Source organism: Chromobacterium piscinae (assembly GCF_021129175.1).
GTDB lineage: Bacteria > Pseudomonadota > Gammaproteobacteria > Burkholderiales > Chromobacteriaceae > Chromobacterium > Chromobacterium piscinae.
On record NZ_JAJOHV010000013.1, the window covers coordinates 47,868 to 61,383 of the forward strand.

Consider the following 13,516-nt stretch of genomic DNA (forward strand, 5'->3'; position numbering starts at 1 on the left):
CGGCACAACGCAGCATCAGGATTTTTGTTGGCGGCTCTTAAGGAAAAACCCGATGCACCACTATCTGTTGTTCCTGCTGATGGCCAGCCTCGCCATCCTGACGCCCGGCCCCGGCGTGCTCAACTCGCTGGGCAACGCGCTGCGTTTCGGCCTCCGCGGCAGCCTGCCCGGCATACTCGGCGTCGCCGGCGGCAGCTTCATCGTCGCCGCGCTGTCCGCCACCGGCCTGGGCCTGCTGCTGGCCACCTCGGCGCTGGCGTTCACCGCGCTGAAGTGGCTGGGCGCCTGCTATCTGTTCTACCTGGGCATCAAGCTGCTGCGCGCGCCGGCCTTCCGTTTCCACGCGCCGGAAGCCAAGCGGACCGGACCCTGGCGGCAATTCGCCGGCGGCATGCTGCTGCAGTTGAGCAATCCCAAGTCCATCTTTTTCTTCCTGGCCATCTTCCCGCAGTTCATCGCCGCCGGCAGCGCCCATTACACCAGCGACTTCCTGCTGCTGGTCAGCAGCTACAGCGCGCTGCTGGTGCTGATCCACAGCGCTTACGCCTTGCTGGCGCACTCGCTGCGGCGTTGGCTGGACAACGAGCGCGGCGGCCACCTGATCAACAAGGCCAGCGGCGCCAGCTTCCTCGTGTTCGGCAGCCTGCTGGCCGCCTCCAATCGTTAAGCGCGGCTGACCAATCTCAGACCGGCACAGGCTGTGCAAGCAGTACGACAAGCCGGCGCAACGCAGCGTCAGGGGTTATTGACGGCTCACAAAAGCCGCTGACAAAACCCAGCGAAGCGCCTGAGGCAAGGCGCCGACGCAGACAGTACAATCAGTACGGCAAGTCGGCGCAACGCAGCATCAGGGGTTTTGTCAGCGGCGCAAGGCGCTTACCAGCCGTTTTCCAGCACGATATGGCCCGGCGCGTTCTGCCGGGTCATCCGGTAGCCCATCTTCATCAGTTGGCGGTGCGTGTCTTCCACCATCTTGGGGTTGCCGCACAACATGAAACGGCTGTGCTCCGGCGACATCTCGATCCCTGCCCGCGCCGCCAGCTCACCGTTTTCCAGCAGGGCCGGCACGCGCTGGCTCAGCATGCCTTCCGGCGCGCCGCGCGTCACCACCGGCAGGTATTGCAGCTTGTGGCCATGTTCATGCCACAGCGGATGGTCGCGCAAGGCGGCGATCTCGTCCTGGAACGACAGCTCCGCAGTCTCGCGCACGCAATGCGCCAGCACGATGCGCTCGAAGCGCTGCCACTCCCCAGGCTGCTTCAGAATGGACAAGAATGGCGCGATGCCGGTGCCGGTGGCGATCAGCCACAAATCGCGGCCTGCCGGCAGGCGCTCTGCCTGAAAAAAGCCCATCGCGCGCTTGTCCAGCATCACCTCCGCGCCCGGCTGCAGCTTGGCGAGGCGGGAGCTGAACTGGCCTTCCGGCATCACGATGGAATAGAAATCCAGAAACTCGTCATACTCGGCCGAGCACATCGAATACGCGCGCCAAACCTGGCCGCCGCTCTCCAGCGGCAGGCCCAGCCGGGCGAACTGGCCGGCCGCGAAGCGGAAGCCATCCGGCCGCGTCAGCCGGAAGCTGATCAGCTTGTCGGTCCAGCGCTTCATGTCGGTGATGGTTTCAACGGTGTATTTCTGTTGAATCTCGGCTTCCAGCGCGGCGTCCATCTTCACTCCAATTGTTGAGTAATTTACTCGACTATTATGCGCCCGCCCCTCCCGCCTTGCCAAGCCAGTCCGCCAGCTGCGGATGCAAGGCTTGCTCCCGCAGTGTTTGCAACGGCATAGCCAGCAGTTCCGCCACCTCCGGTCCCAGCCGCCAGGATTCGGGCAGCGGCGCCTGGTACAGCGCGCAGCGCTCGCCATCCAGCCTCATCACGCCGACAGCGCGCAAGGGCAGGCCGGAGACGCCCAACTCTTCCGCCAACTCGCGCTCGGCTGCCGCCAAAGGCGTCTCGCCCGGCTCAATGCCGCCGCCAGCGGCGAAGTCCAAGCAACCCGGATGACTGTCGTCGTCCCACGCGCGCCGCTGCCACCAGTAACCATCCTTGCCTATCAACAAAACCAGCACGCTGGTCGCCGCACCGTCGTCGTTGCGCATCTCTGGCGAACTCCCATCAAAAGCCTCATGCTAACAGTCCACTCGCCCCCCTGGAGATCGACACATGACCATCGCCCTCGCCTTGCACGGCGGCGCCGGCACCCTGCGCCGCAGCGACATGGACGCCGAACTGGAGCGCGCCTACCGCGCCGGCCTGGAACAGGCGCTTGAGGCCGGCCACGCGGTGCTGCGCGGCGGCGGCTCGGCGCTGGACGCGGTATGCGCGGCCGTCTGCGCGCTGGAAGACGATCCGCTGTTCAATGCCGGCCGCGGCTCGGTGTTCAATCTGGACGGCAAGCAGGAAATGGAGGCCGGCGTGATGGACGGCAGCCGCCAGGACGCCGGCAGCGTCGCCGGCCTTTCCGGCGTGCGCAACCCGGTGCTGCTGGCGCGGGCGGTGATGGAGCGCACGCCCCACGTGACGCTGGGGTATGCGGCGGCGGAAGATTTCGCCCGCCGGGCAGGATTAGAGATGCGGCCGCCGGAATACTTCCACACCGACAAGCGCTGGCGAGCGCTGCTGGCGGAAAAGGAAAGGATTGCCAACGGCGGCTCGGACGAGGATATCTCCGAGGACCGCAAGCACGGCACCGTCGGCGCGGTGGCGCTGGACGCGCAAGGCCGGCTGGCGGCGGCCACCTCCACCGGCGGCCGCACCGCCAAGTGGCCGGGCCGCATCGGCGACACCCCGGTGATCGGCGCCGGCACCTGGGCCGACGCCTATTGCGCGGTGTCAGCTACCGGCCACGGCGAATACTTCGTCCGCGCCGCAGCCGGACATGAAATCTCGGCCCGGGTCCGCCATCTGGACGAAAGCCTGGCCCAGGCCTGCGACGCCTTGGTCTATGGTCAGTTGCTGACCATGGGCGGCACTGGCGGCGTAGTCGCCGTCGACCGCTACGGCCAGGTGGCGCTGCCCTTCAATTGCGAGGGGATGTACCGGGCGTCGATAGACGGCGCGGGCTTGCGCACCGTCGCTATCTACCGCGGCGAAGACTAGCGGTAGGCGGCCTGCCACTCCGCCTGCAACTGGGCGATCAGTTCGCCGGCCGGCAGTTCGCGCGCGTCGGCGACGCCCTCGCCGGCCCACAGCGACATCAGCTCGCTGCGGCCAGCCTTGGCTGCGGCCGCGCGCATCGCGCCGGTGAGAGCGTTCATCACCGGATAAGCGGGCAGCCTGTCTTGCCATTGCGCCATCTCTTCCATATAGCGGTTGTCCAGGCCCCGCGCATAACGGCCGGAAAACGCCCGGGTCAGCCGGGTGGAGCCCGGCTTCGCCGTCGCCAGCGCCTGTTTCCACAGCGGCGAGATGCCTGACTCCGGGCAGCGCAGGAAAGCGGTGCCCAACTGGCAGGCGACCGCGCCGTGCCGCATCGCCGCCGCGATGTCCCCGCCGTGCATGATGCCGCCGGCGGCGATCACCGGCAGCGGCAGATTCTGCGCCAACTCATAGGTCAGCGACAGCATCGGCCGCAGCGACTGCCGCTGCTCGCCGATGAAGGTGCCGCGGTGGCCGCCGGCCTCCCGCCCCTGCGCGCACACCGCGTCCGCGCCCAGCGCGGCCCAGGCCAGTCCTTCGGCCAGGTTGGTGGCGGTGCCGACCACCAAAATGCCGGCGTCGCCCAGCGCGCGCATCTGCGCCGCGTCGAGGATGTCGAAGGCGAAGCTGGCCACCGCCGGCTTCAACTCAAGCACCGCTTCCAGCTGTTCGTCGAAAGGCTGGCAGAAGCTGTCCGGCGCGGCCGGCGCATCCAAGCCTAGTTCCGCGTGCAAGGGCTTGAGCAGGTCCAACGCCAGCGCCAACTCATCCTGGTTCGGCTGCGGCCGTCCCTGGACGAACAGATTGATCCCGAACGGCTTGTCGCTCAAGGCGCGGATCTTGCCGGCCTCCTCCCTGATCTGCGCCGGGGACAGCAGCGCGCCGGCCAGAAAGCCCAAGCCCCCAGCCTCGCCCACCGCCGCCGCCAGTTGCGGCGTGGTCGCGCCGCCGGCCATCGGCGCCTGTATCACCGGCAACTTCAGTTGCAATTGCTGCCATTTCGCTGCAGACATCCGTATTCTCCTTGTTCTAGGGTCTTGCCAGCTAGCCGGGCCCCGCGCCCGGTTCGATCAATCGCGCAGCGCCTGCGCCAAATCTTCCAGAATGTCGTCCAGATCCTCGATGCCTATCGACAGCCGTAGGCCGCCCTCCACGATGCCCAGCGCCGCCTTCTGCTCGGCCGGCATGCCGCCGTGAGACATCGTGTAGCTGTGGTTGACCAGCGACTCCACGCCGCCCAGCGACTCCGCCAGCGCGAACAGCTTCAGCTTCTGCGCGACCCGGCTGGCCGCCTCGCGGCTGTTGTCCTTCAGGCGGATGCTGATGATGCCGCCGAAACGCTTCATCTGCCGCTTCGCCAGCTCATGCCCCGGATGCTCTGGCAAGCCGGGATAGAACACCTTGGCCACCGCCGGCTGTTCCAGCAGCCAGGCCGCCACCTTCTCGGCGCTGTCGCAATGGCGCTCCATCCGCAGCGCCAGCGTCTTGATGCCGCGCAGCGTCAGGAAGCAGTCCTGCGGCCCCGGCACCGCGCCGGCGGCGTTCTGCAGGAAGCGGATGTCGTGGTGCAGCCTGTCGTCGCTGACCGCCACCAAGCCCAGCAGCACGTCGGAGTGGCCGCCCAGATATTTGGTGGCGGAATGCACGACGATGTCCGCGCCCAGCGCCAGCGGCCGCTGCAGATAGGGAGTGGCGAAGGTATTGTCCACCGCCACCTTCACGCCGTGGCGGCGCGCGATGGCGGACAGCGCGGCGATGTCGACCATGCCCAGCAAGGGGTTGGTCGGCGACTCCAGCCACAGCAGCCGCGTGGCCGGCGTGATCGCCGCTTCCAGCCGCGCCGGATCGGACAGGTCGACAAAACTCACCTTGATGCCGGCCGGCTCCATCACCCGGGTCAGCAGCCGGTAAGCGCCGCCGTAAAGGTCGGCCACCGCGATCACTTCGTCTCCGGGCTTCAGGCAGGCGCGCAGCACCGCGTCTATCGCAGCCATGCCGCTGGAGAAGGCCAGGCCGTGCTTGGCCTCCTCCAGACTGGCCAGGCAGTCCTGCAGCGCGCTGCGGGTCGGATTGCCGGTGCGGGCGTAGGCGTAGCGCAAATCTTCGCCGACGTGGTCGAAGGCGAAGGCCGAGGTCTGGTACAGCGGCGGCATCACCGAGCGGTTGTGCTCGGCGTTGTCGTAGCCGACATGGATGGCGCGGGTAGCGAATTTCACGAAAATCCTTCTAAATCATGAGCTTGGGCCAAATTGCCCGACAATCAAACCCTAACTCCTTGCAAATCATGCATTTGCCATGCTCATTTCATCACGATGCCAAAATTTCAGGTCAATTGCGAGCAAATATCGGCAAATTGTCCTGATTTTCGCCAAGCTAGCGCCGTTTTTTACTTTACAGCGGCCGCCAATAGGGCTATTTTGCTGCGTTTCGCATTAAAACCATCGTTTGCATGAAGCTAGAACGCGTTTTTGACATCCTGTCCCACCAGCTCGCCAATCATCCCCGCCCAGACTGCCTGGCGGCGAAGTCCGGCAAGGCTTGGCGGCAACTGTCGACGGCCGAGGTCCGGGACACCGTCAACCGCGTCAGCCTGGGCCTGATGGAAATGGGCATCCAGCGCGGCGACAAGGTGGCCATCGCCGCCGACAACAGCATCGAATGGGTGCTGGTGGATATCGCGCTGCAGCAAATCGGCGCGGTCAGCGTGCCGCTGTATCCCACCATCACCCTTGATGATGCACGCTATATCCTGACGCATGCCGAGGTCAAGCTGGCCTTCGCCGGCAGTGCTGCGCTGCAGCGAAAACTGCACGAGGCGCTGGGCAAGCTGTCCTGCCCGATTTACGGCCTGGCCGACATCGACGGCGTGCCTTCCTGGCGCGAGATCGCCGAGCGCGCGCGCCTGGAGCGGATGGCCGAGCTGGACGCGCTGCGCGACGCCGCGCGCGCCGACGATGTCTACACCATCATCTACACCTCCGGCACCACCGGCCGCTCCAAGGGCGTGATGCTGAGCCACCGCAACGTACTGAGCACCGTGGTGGCCACCGCCGCCTTCACCGGCCTGCCGCAGGGCAGTTGCCGCGCGCTGAGCTTCCTGCCGCTGTCGCACATCTTCGAGCGCGCCGGCGTGTTCTACTATCTGTACAGCGGCACCGGCATCTATTTCGCCAGCGTGGAATGCCTGTCGTCGGCGCTGGCCGACGTCAAGCCGCACACCTTCAGCTCCGTGCCGCGCGTGCTTGAGAAGGTGCACGAGAAGTTGGTGGGCAAGGCGCGCGACCTGACCGGCGCCAAGCGCCGCATCTACCAATGGGCGCTGGCCCGCGCCGAAAGCTTCGACCCCAACCGCCGCCGCTCGCCGCTGGACGCGATCCAGCACGCGCTGGCCGACAAGCTGGTGTACAGCAAGTGGCGCGCGGCGATGGGCGGCGAGCTGATCTCCATCAATGTCGGCTCCGCCGCGCTGCAGCCGCGGTTGGCGCGGATGTTCTGGGCCGCCGGCATCGCCGTGGCCGAGGGCTACGGCATGACCGAGAGCTCGCCGGTGATCTCCGCCAATCCGTTCACCGCCCGCGGCGTGCGCATCGGCAGCGTCGGCCTGCCTCTGCCCGGCGTGGAAGTGCGCCTGGCCGACGATGGCGAGATTCTAGTGCGCGGCGACAACGTGATGTCCGGCTACTACAAGGAGCCGGAACAGACCTCGGACGCGCTGCGCGACGGCTGGCTGCACACCGGCGACATCGGCGTGCTGGAGAACGGCTACCTGCGCATCACCGACCGCAAGAAGGAAATGTTCAAGACCAGCAACGGCAAGTACATCGCGCCGCAAGCGCTGGAGAACAAGCTGAAGGAGTCGGCCTTCATCGACCAGATCATGGTGGTGGGCGACGGCCAGAAATACGCGGCCGCGCTGATCGTGCCGCTGTTCGAGAAGCTGAAGGAATGGTGCGCCGAGCACGGCATCTCCTACACCACCGACTGCGAGATGAGCCGCCACCCCAAGGTGGTGGAGCTGATCGACCGCGAGGTCAAGCGCTTCAACCGTTACTTCGGCAGCTGGGAGCACATCAAGAAGTTTTCGCTGCTGGACAAGCCGTGGTGCGTGGACGCCGGCGAGCTGGCGCCCACCTTGAAGCTGCGCCGCAAGGTGATCACCGAACGCTGCCGCATATTGATAGACGGCATGTACGGCATGCCGGAGCCGGCGTAAACGAAAAGCCCCGCGACGCGGGGCTTTTTCATATGGCGGAAACCAACAACGGCTCAGCGCTGATGCGCCAGATTGAGCCGGTTCTCCACATGGCGCTGCAAGCGCTCGAACAGCGCGCTCAGCGCCCAATAGATGGCGGCCGCGGCCAGATACAGCGGTAAAGGCTGGAAGGTCTGGGCGATCACTTCTTTCGTCGCCAGCATCAGCTCGGTCACAGTGATCACCGATACCAGCGAAGTATCCTTGATCAGCGAGATTAGACTGTTGGACAAGCTGGGCACCGACAAACGCAGCGCCTGCGGCGCGATGATATGTCGCATCGTCTGCCACCAGGTGAAACCCAGCGAGAAAGCCGCGTCCCACTGCCCCTTGGCCACTCCCGCGATGCCGCCGCGCAGGCTTTCCGACAGATAGGCCGCCACATTCAGCGTCAGGGCCAGCACGCCGGCCGGCACCGGGTCCAGCTCCAGGCCGACGCCGGGCAAGCCGTAATAGATGACGAAAATCTGCACCAGAAGGGGCGTGCCCCGCATCGCGCTGACATAGAACGTCGCCAGCTGCGATAAGACCGGCAGCTTCGCCACCCGCACCATCGCCACCGCGAAACCCAGCGCCAGGCCCAGCACCATCGCCACCAGCGCGAACAGCAGCGTATGCGCCGCGCCCTGCAGCAGCACCGGCAGCGCCGCCTCGAACAGAGCCATCCAATCGCTCATTCCATCCCTTCCCTGAAAAACCGACGCCCCCGCTAAAGCAGGGGCGTGCGGTTCATGCTATCACAAACCGGCTTATTTCTTCGCCGCGGCAGGCGCCTTGGACACGTCGATGCCAAACCACTTCACGGAAATCTTCCGGAAGGTGCCATCCGCCTTCATGCCGGCCAGGGCCTTGTCGATCTCGGACTTGAATTGCGGATTGCCCTTGGCGAACGGGATCGCCATCGTCGCCACGTCGCCCACCGGCGCGCCGGCCTTCAGCGGCAGCTTGGCCTGCTTGATCGCGAACGGGATCAGCAAGCTGTCGTTCAGCGCCGCGTCCAGACGGCCGGTGGCCAGATCTTGCAAATATTCCGGCGCGCCGGGGTAAGTCTTCACCTGCACGCCGGCCGCGGCCTTGGCCATGTCGGCGTAGTTGCTGCCCTGGCCGACGCCAAGCTTCTTGCCCTTCAGGTCGGCCAGGTTCTTGAAGACGCGGCTTTCGTTCTTGCGCACGATCAGCTGGGCGCTGGAGTAGGTGTAAGGCTGGCTGAAATCGAACACCGCCTGGCGCTGAGCGGTCACGCCCACCTGGTTGACGACGATGTCGAACTTGCCGCTCTGCAGACCTGCGAGCAAACCGCTCCATTCCGCAGTGGCGAACTCCGGCTTCACCTTCATCCGGCGCGCGATCTCGGTGGCGATCTCAACGTCGAAACCGGTCAGCTGCTGTTTCGCGTCTTTGAAGTTGAACGGCGGGTAAGTGCCTTCCAGCGCGATCTTCAGTATGCCGCGCTGCTTCACCGTCTCCAGCAGGTCTGCCGCATAGGCTTGACTACCCAAAACCGCAAGCAACAGAACCGTCACCCATTTCTTCATATACATATAACCTTTTTATATATAAAATCCACAAAATATAACCGTTAGAATATCAGAAAGATATGATTTACGACAAGATCACCTATCGTTTCATCCAAAGCCAATGACATGCTTTGGCGTACAAAAAAAAACCCCGCCAAAATAGGCGAGGCTGAAATCTCTGAATCAAGTGGATCACTTGCCAAGGCTCGAATCAAAGCGGCCATCCCTGCGTAGCTGTTGCAGCAAGGCCAACAAGATGGACAACACCAAGCCGATCAACAATGACAGGGCCACGATAATGCCTCTTTTCGGGGAGGATTTCTCCAAAGGCGGCGTGGCCTCGACCAACACCTGGACATCCTGGGACGCCATGAGGTCAGCCTGCTGCACCTGCCGCGCCAACTCCTTAGACAAAGCGCGGTGATAATATACATTCCGAACTTCGGTAAACAGATCCGGCGATAGCGATACCGACTCGCCACTCGCCTGCGCAAGTTCCATCTTAATCTGCATTAATGCACTATCCAGATTACTAGTGCCGCCGGCTGCCAGCATGCCCTCAAGACTCGCAAAGCCGCTCACCATCTGCACAGCGATCGAATCCAATCTCAGCCGGCCACTCTGAATGTCACCACGCACGTCCTTTTCCGCCAACTGCAACTGCTCTTTGGACGCTGCCAAGCGGCCTTGCAACACGTAAAGCTTGCGCCCCTCGTCCGTGATGCGGGCATTCACGATTTGCTTGCGTGCGACCTCCGCCAGAAAGTTCGCAATCTTCGCAGCCATCTCCGGATCGCTATCCAGTACCACAATTTCCAGAGACAGATCCTTAACTACATTTACCTTCAGGTATGTGTTTAACAGTTCAAGCTTGGTTTCACGGACGCCCTCGCGTTTGTAGCGCTTGACTAGGTCGAACTTGTCCACCGCCTGCTGCAAGATGGAGTCGCTCTCCAACATCATTGCCGCGCCTTTGGCGCCCACTGGCTGCGCAACCATCAATTGGGTCCTTGCCGAATACATATTCGGCAGCATGATGGATATCACGCACCCTAATATTCCAGCCGCTACGGTGCCAGATAACAGCAAACGCCAGTTTTTCCCGCAAAATTGCACAATCTGCAACAGGCTGATCTCATCTTCGTCGTGTTTCACAACCCCACACCTCAACCCTCGCCTGATTCAGACGGATAAATTAAACACAAACCGCTAGCAAACAGTCCTTCCTTGCAGCAAAAGCAGTGGCGCATCGCCACTGCCCTCGCCTGGAGCTTAGACGTTGAACAGGAAGTTCATCACGTCGCCGTCTTGCACCACGTATTCCTTGCCTTCGGCGCGCATCTTGCCGGCTTCCTTGGCCTTGGCCTCGCCGCCGTAAGCGATGAAGTCCGTGTAGGAGATAGTTTGCGCGCGAATGAAGCCGCGCTCGAAATCGGTATGGATCACGCCGGCCGCCTGCGGCGCGGTGTCGCCGATATGGATGGTCCAGGCGCGCACTTCCTTGACGCCCGCGGTGAAGTAGGTTTGCAGGCCCAAAAGCTTGTAACCGGCGCGGATCAGGCGATCCAGGCCAGGCTCTTCCAGACCCAGCGTTTCCAGGAACTCGGCCTTGTCGGCGTCATCCAGCTCGGCGATTTCGGATTCGATGGCCGCGCACAGCGCCACCACCGGCGCGCCTTCGCTCTCGGCCAGCGCCTGCACCCGCTCCAGCAACGGATTGCCGCTGAAGCCGTCTTCGGCCACGTTGGCGACATACATCGCCGGCTTGATGGTCAACAGGCACAGCGGCTTGATCAGCGCCTTTTCCTCGTCGGACAGGGCCAGCGAGCGCGCCGGTTTGCCCTGGTCCAGATGCGGCACCAGCTTTTCCAGCACCGCGATCAGCGCGCGCGCGTCCTTGTCGCCGGACTTGGCTTTTTTGCCTTCGCGCTGCATCGCTTTTTCCACTGCGGACAAGTCGGCCAGCGCCAGCTCCGTCAGGATGGTTTCGATGTCGGCGATAGGGTCCACCTTGCCGGCAACGTGAACGATATTGTCATCCTCGAAGCAGCGCACCACATTGACGATGGCGTCGGTCTCGCGGATGTTGGCCAGGAACTGGTTGCCCAGGCCTTCGCCCTTGGAGGCGCCCGCCACCAGGCCGGCGATATCGACGAATTCGACGATGGCCGGCTGAATTTTCTGCGGATTGATGATCTTGGCCAGTTCGGCCAGACGCGCATCCGGCACTTCGACGATGCCGACATTGGGCTCGATGGTGCAGAACGGGTAATTGGCGGCTTCGATGCCAGCCTTGGTCAACGCATTGAACAGGGTGGACTTGCCGACGTTGGGCAAGCCGACGATACCGCATTTCAGACTCATTGCTGTCTTCCTAAAGAAATTCTATTTCAATCCATTATGGCGGCGGACCGTCGGACCGCCAGCCCGCAATCATTTGGCTTCGGTGTGCAGCGCCTTCATCGCCTCGGCCATCTTGCCGGCGATCGCGCGCGGCAGCTCGCGCAAGGATGCCAGAATGGCTTCGTCCAGCGCCTGCTGCTCCTCGGCGCGCGGCTTTTTCAACACGAAGTTGGCCACTTCCTTCTTGTCCCCCGGATGGCCGATGCCAAGCCGTAGACGCCAGAAGGCCGGCGAACCCAGCCGCGCCGCGATGTCCTTCAGACCATTGTGGCCGCCATGGCCGCCACCCTGCTTGAAGCGAGCCACGCCGGGCGCGAGATCCAGTTCGTCATGCACGACCAGGATCTCGTCCGGCAATATCTTGTAGAAATGCGCCAGCGCCAGCACGGCCTGGCCGGACAGGTTCATATAGGTCATCGGCTTCAGCAGCCAGACGTCCTGCCCTTCGATCTGGATCCTGGCGACGTCGCCGTGGAACTTGCCTTCCGTGCGCCAGTTGCCCTTGAACTGCCAGCACAACTCGTCCACCAACCAGAAACCAGCGTTATGGCGCGTCTTTTCGTATTCGGGGCCCGGGTTGCCCAGGCCGACAATCAGGCGGGTGCCAGACATATCGCTCATTCCAATGAAAAAAGCCCGCTGCCCGCCACCTGGGCGCACAACGGGCTTTTCACCGTCACCGCGAACGGCGACGGCAGCAGAAATCACACACGAGTGAAGTCGATGTGCATAACTTGCTGTTTGTACGGGTGCATCTGGAATGCAGCCACTTTCACTTGCTCTTTCTGGCCGTCGATGACCAGATCCAGCACGGAAGCGTGGAAGGATTCGTTCTTCAGAGCGTAGTACATGGTGTTGTGATCCAGCACCAGGGAAACGGCTTCCTTGCCGGCGCCGTAAACCACGGCCGGCACTTGGCCAGCGTGACGCAGGCGGCGGCTCGCACCCGTACCCAGATCAACACGCTTGCTAGCAATCAGTTCAAAAGACATTGTAAAACTCCAGTTTCAGTTAAAAGCACCCGGCCCGCCGCGACCAGCAGGCCAGATGTTTACGGCAGGCAAGCGCCCGTCGCAACCAGTTCCTCATTGAAGAGGTAGGACACCGATTCTTCGTTGTTGATCCTGCGCAGCGTCTCGGCCAGCAGGCCGGCGATCGAAGCCACCCGGATGTTGGGGCAGGCCTTGGCCGCGGCGGTCAACGGGATGGTGTCGGTCACCACCACCATATCGATGTCGGAATTCTTGATGCGGTCCACCGCCTGACCGGAGAAGATCGGGTGGGTCGCATAGGCCAGCACGCGTTCGGCGCCGCGCTCCTTCAGAGCGCTGGCCGCCTTGCACAGCGTGTTGGCGGTGTCGATCATATCGTCGACGATCAGGCAGGTGCGGCCCGAAACATCGCCGATGATGTTCATCACTTCGGCCACATTGGCCTTCGGACGGCGCTTGTCGATGATCGCCAGATCCGTGTTCAGCGCCTTGGCCACCGCGCGGGCGCGGACCACGCCGCCCACGTCCGGGCTGACCACGATCAGATCGTCGAAGCGCTGGGCGCGGATGTCCTTCAGCAGCACCGGGGTCGCATAAACGTTGTCCACCGGGATGTCGAAGAAGCCTTGAATCTGGTCGGCGTGCAAATCGACGGTCAGCACGCGGTCGATGCCGGCGCTGGTCAACATATTGGCCACCAGCTTGGCAGAAATCGGCACGCGGGCGGAGCGCGGACGGCGATCCTGGCGGGCGTAGCCGAAATAGGGAATCGCCGCTGTGATCCGGCCGGCGGACGCGCGTTTCAGCGCATCGGCCATGGTCAGGATTTCCATCAGGTTGTCGTTGGTCGGCGCACAGGTGGATTGCAGAATGAAAACGTCGCGGCCGCGAACATTTTCCAGCAGCTCCACCGCCACTTCGCCATCGCTGAACTTGCCGACATCGGCGCGTCCCAACGAAATATCCAAATGTTTGACTACGTTCTGAGCAAGTTCCGGATTAGCCGTACCGGTAAATACCATCAAACTGTCGTATGCCGCCATGATTCGCTTTGCCTTAGCTGGATAAAGAAAAAGCGTGTAAGGCTCTCTTACACGCTTTTTTCATGCTCTCTCTTATTCGGAGAAAGTCCTGGCTGGGGAGGTAGGGATCGAACCTACGAATGCCGGAATCAAAATCCGGTGCCTTACCACTTGGCGACTCCCCAGTAAC

At 63.1% G+C, this 13,516-nt stretch carries 14 protein-coding genes and 1 tRNA gene; 3 read left to right on the forward strand and 12 right to left on the reverse strand.

What is annotated here, in order from left to right; genetic code table 11:
- Positions 1-52: 52 nt before the first annotated feature.
- Positions 53-667, forward strand: a complete 615-nt coding sequence (locus tag LQR33_RS03520) for a LysE family translocator (protein WP_231467637.1) — start codon at positions 53-55, stop codon at positions 665-667.
- A gap of 209 nt (positions 668-876) precedes the next feature.
- Here the strand turns inward: LQR33_RS03520 and LQR33_RS03525 are convergent, their stop codons facing one another.
- Positions 877-1,668 carry a ferredoxin--NADP reductase gene (locus LQR33_RS03525; RefSeq protein WP_221665802.1) on the reverse strand — a complete coding sequence of 264 codons (792 nt, stop codon included), beginning with the start codon at positions 1,666-1,668 and terminating at the stop codon, positions 877-879.
- A 34-nt stretch (positions 1,669-1,702) separates the two neighbouring features.
- Positions 1,703-2,101 carry an NUDIX domain-containing protein gene (locus LQR33_RS03530; protein WP_166440023.1) on the reverse strand — a complete coding sequence of 133 codons (399 nt, stop codon included), beginning with the start codon at positions 2,099-2,101 and terminating at the stop codon, positions 1,703-1,705.
- 64 nt (positions 2,102-2,165) lie between these two features.
- Here LQR33_RS03530 and LQR33_RS03535 point away from each other — a divergent pair, with 64 nt between their 5' ends.
- Positions 2,166-3,101: an isoaspartyl peptidase/L-asparaginase family protein gene (locus LQR33_RS03535; RefSeq protein WP_221665801.1), complete on the forward strand. Its 936-nt coding sequence runs from the start codon at positions 2,166-2,168 to the stop codon at positions 3,099-3,101.
- Here LQR33_RS03535 and LQR33_RS03540 read toward each other — a convergent pair.
- Positions 3,098-4,153, reverse strand: a complete 1,056-nt coding sequence (locus LQR33_RS03540) for an NAD(P)H-dependent flavin oxidoreductase (protein ID WP_231467639.1) — start codon at positions 4,151-4,153, stop codon at positions 3,098-3,100. The genes LQR33_RS03535 and LQR33_RS03540 overlap by 4 nt on opposite strands.
- A gap of 57 nt (positions 4,154-4,210) precedes the next feature.
- Positions 4,211-5,356 (reverse strand): trans-sulfuration enzyme family protein, encoded by a 1,146-nt coding sequence (locus tag LQR33_RS03545; protein WP_166440026.1) that lies wholly within the window; start codon positions 5,354-5,356, stop codon positions 4,211-4,213.
- Positions 5,357-5,589: 233 nt separating this feature from the next.
- Here LQR33_RS03545 and LQR33_RS03550 point away from each other — a divergent pair, with 233 nt between their 5' ends.
- The gene (locus LQR33_RS03550) at positions 5,590-7,353 is read left to right on the forward strand and encodes an AMP-dependent synthetase/ligase (protein WP_166440027.1); all 1,764 of its coding nucleotides are present in this window, start codon (positions 5,590-5,592) and stop codon (positions 7,351-7,353) included.
- A gap of 53 nt (positions 7,354-7,406) precedes the next feature.
- On the opposite strand, the gene LQR33_RS03555 is transcribed toward LQR33_RS03550, so the two are convergent.
- From LQR33_RS03555 to LQR33_RS03590, 8 genes are all read right to left on the reverse strand, one after another.
- On the reverse strand, positions 7,407-8,069 hold the full coding sequence (locus LQR33_RS03555; RefSeq protein ID WP_231467641.1) for an amino acid ABC transporter permease: 663 nt from the start codon (positions 8,067-8,069) through the stop codon (positions 7,407-7,409).
- Between the two features lie 72 nt (positions 8,070-8,141).
- Positions 8,142-8,927 (reverse strand): transporter substrate-binding domain-containing protein, encoded by a 786-nt coding sequence (locus LQR33_RS03560; RefSeq protein WP_231467643.1) that lies wholly within the window; start codon positions 8,925-8,927, stop codon positions 8,142-8,144.
- 174 nt (positions 8,928-9,101) lie between these two features.
- Positions 9,102-10,064, reverse strand: coding sequence for a GNVR domain-containing protein (locus LQR33_RS03565; protein WP_166440030.1), 963 nt, complete (start codon positions 10,062-10,064; stop codon positions 9,102-9,104).
- 117 nt (positions 10,065-10,181) lie between these two features.
- Positions 10,182-11,273, reverse strand: coding sequence for a redox-regulated ATPase YchF (gene ychF, locus LQR33_RS03570; RefSeq protein ID WP_166440031.1), 1,092 nt, complete (start codon positions 11,271-11,273; stop codon positions 10,182-10,184).
- 69 nt (positions 11,274-11,342) lie between these two features.
- Positions 11,343-11,924: an aminoacyl-tRNA hydrolase gene (pth, locus tag LQR33_RS03575; protein ID WP_021478222.1), complete on the reverse strand. Its 582-nt coding sequence runs from the start codon at positions 11,922-11,924 to the stop codon at positions 11,343-11,345.
- Positions 11,925-12,016: 92 nt separating this feature from the next.
- Positions 12,017-12,304, reverse strand: coding sequence for a 50S ribosomal protein L25 (rplY, locus tag LQR33_RS03580; RefSeq protein ID WP_021478223.1), 288 nt, complete (start codon positions 12,302-12,304; stop codon positions 12,017-12,019).
- Positions 12,305-12,363: 59 nt separating this feature from the next.
- On the reverse strand, positions 12,364-13,347 hold the full coding sequence (locus LQR33_RS03585) for a ribose-phosphate pyrophosphokinase (protein ID WP_021478224.1): 984 nt from the start codon (positions 13,345-13,347) through the stop codon (positions 12,364-12,366).
- 89 nt (positions 13,348-13,436) lie between these two features.
- Positions 13,437-13,511: transfer RNA gene (locus LQR33_RS03590), tRNA-Gln, on the reverse strand.
- Between the last annotated feature and the right edge of the window lie 5 nt (positions 13,512-13,516).

Coding starts and splice junctions, on each gene's coding strand:
- LQR33_RS03550 (WP_166440027.1), top strand. CDS start 5,590: ATGAAGCTAGAACGCGTTTTTGACATCCTGTCCCACCAGCTCGCCAAT.
- pth (WP_021478222.1), bottom strand. CDS start 11,924: ATGTCTGGCACCCGCCTGATTGTCGGCCTGGGCAACCCGGGCCCCGAA.
- LQR33_RS03585 (WP_021478224.1), bottom strand. CDS start 13,347: ATGGCGGCATACGACAGTTTGATGGTATTTACCGGTACGGCTAATCCG.
- LQR33_RS03520 (WP_231467637.1), top strand. CDS start 53: ATGCACCACTATCTGTTGTTCCTGCTGATGGCCAGCCTCGCCATCCTG.
- LQR33_RS03530 (WP_166440023.1), bottom strand. CDS start 2,101: ATGCGCAACGACGACGGTGCGGCGACCAGCGTGCTGGTTTTGTTGATA.
- LQR33_RS03535 (WP_221665801.1), top strand. CDS start 2,166: ATGACCATCGCCCTCGCCTTGCACGGCGGCGCCGGCACCCTGCGCCGC.
- rplY (WP_021478223.1), bottom strand. CDS start 12,304: ATGTCTTTTGAACTGATTGCTAGCAAGCGTGTTGATCTGGGTACGGGT.
- ychF (WP_166440031.1), bottom strand. CDS start 11,273: ATGAGTCTGAAATGCGGTATCGTCGGCTTGCCCAACGTCGGCAAGTCC.
- LQR33_RS03540 (WP_231467639.1), bottom strand. CDS start 4,153: ATGTCTGCAGCGAAATGGCAGCAATTGCAACTGAAGTTGCCGGTGATA.
- LQR33_RS03525 (WP_221665802.1), bottom strand. CDS start 1,668: ATGGACGCCGCGCTGGAAGCCGAGATTCAACAGAAATACACCGTTGAA.
- LQR33_RS03560 (WP_231467643.1), bottom strand. CDS start 8,927: ATGAAGAAATGGGTGACGGTTCTGTTGCTTGCGGTTTTGGGTAGTCAA.
- LQR33_RS03555 (WP_231467641.1), bottom strand. CDS start 8,069: ATGAGCGATTGGATGGCTCTGTTCGAGGCGGCGCTGCCGGTGCTGCTG.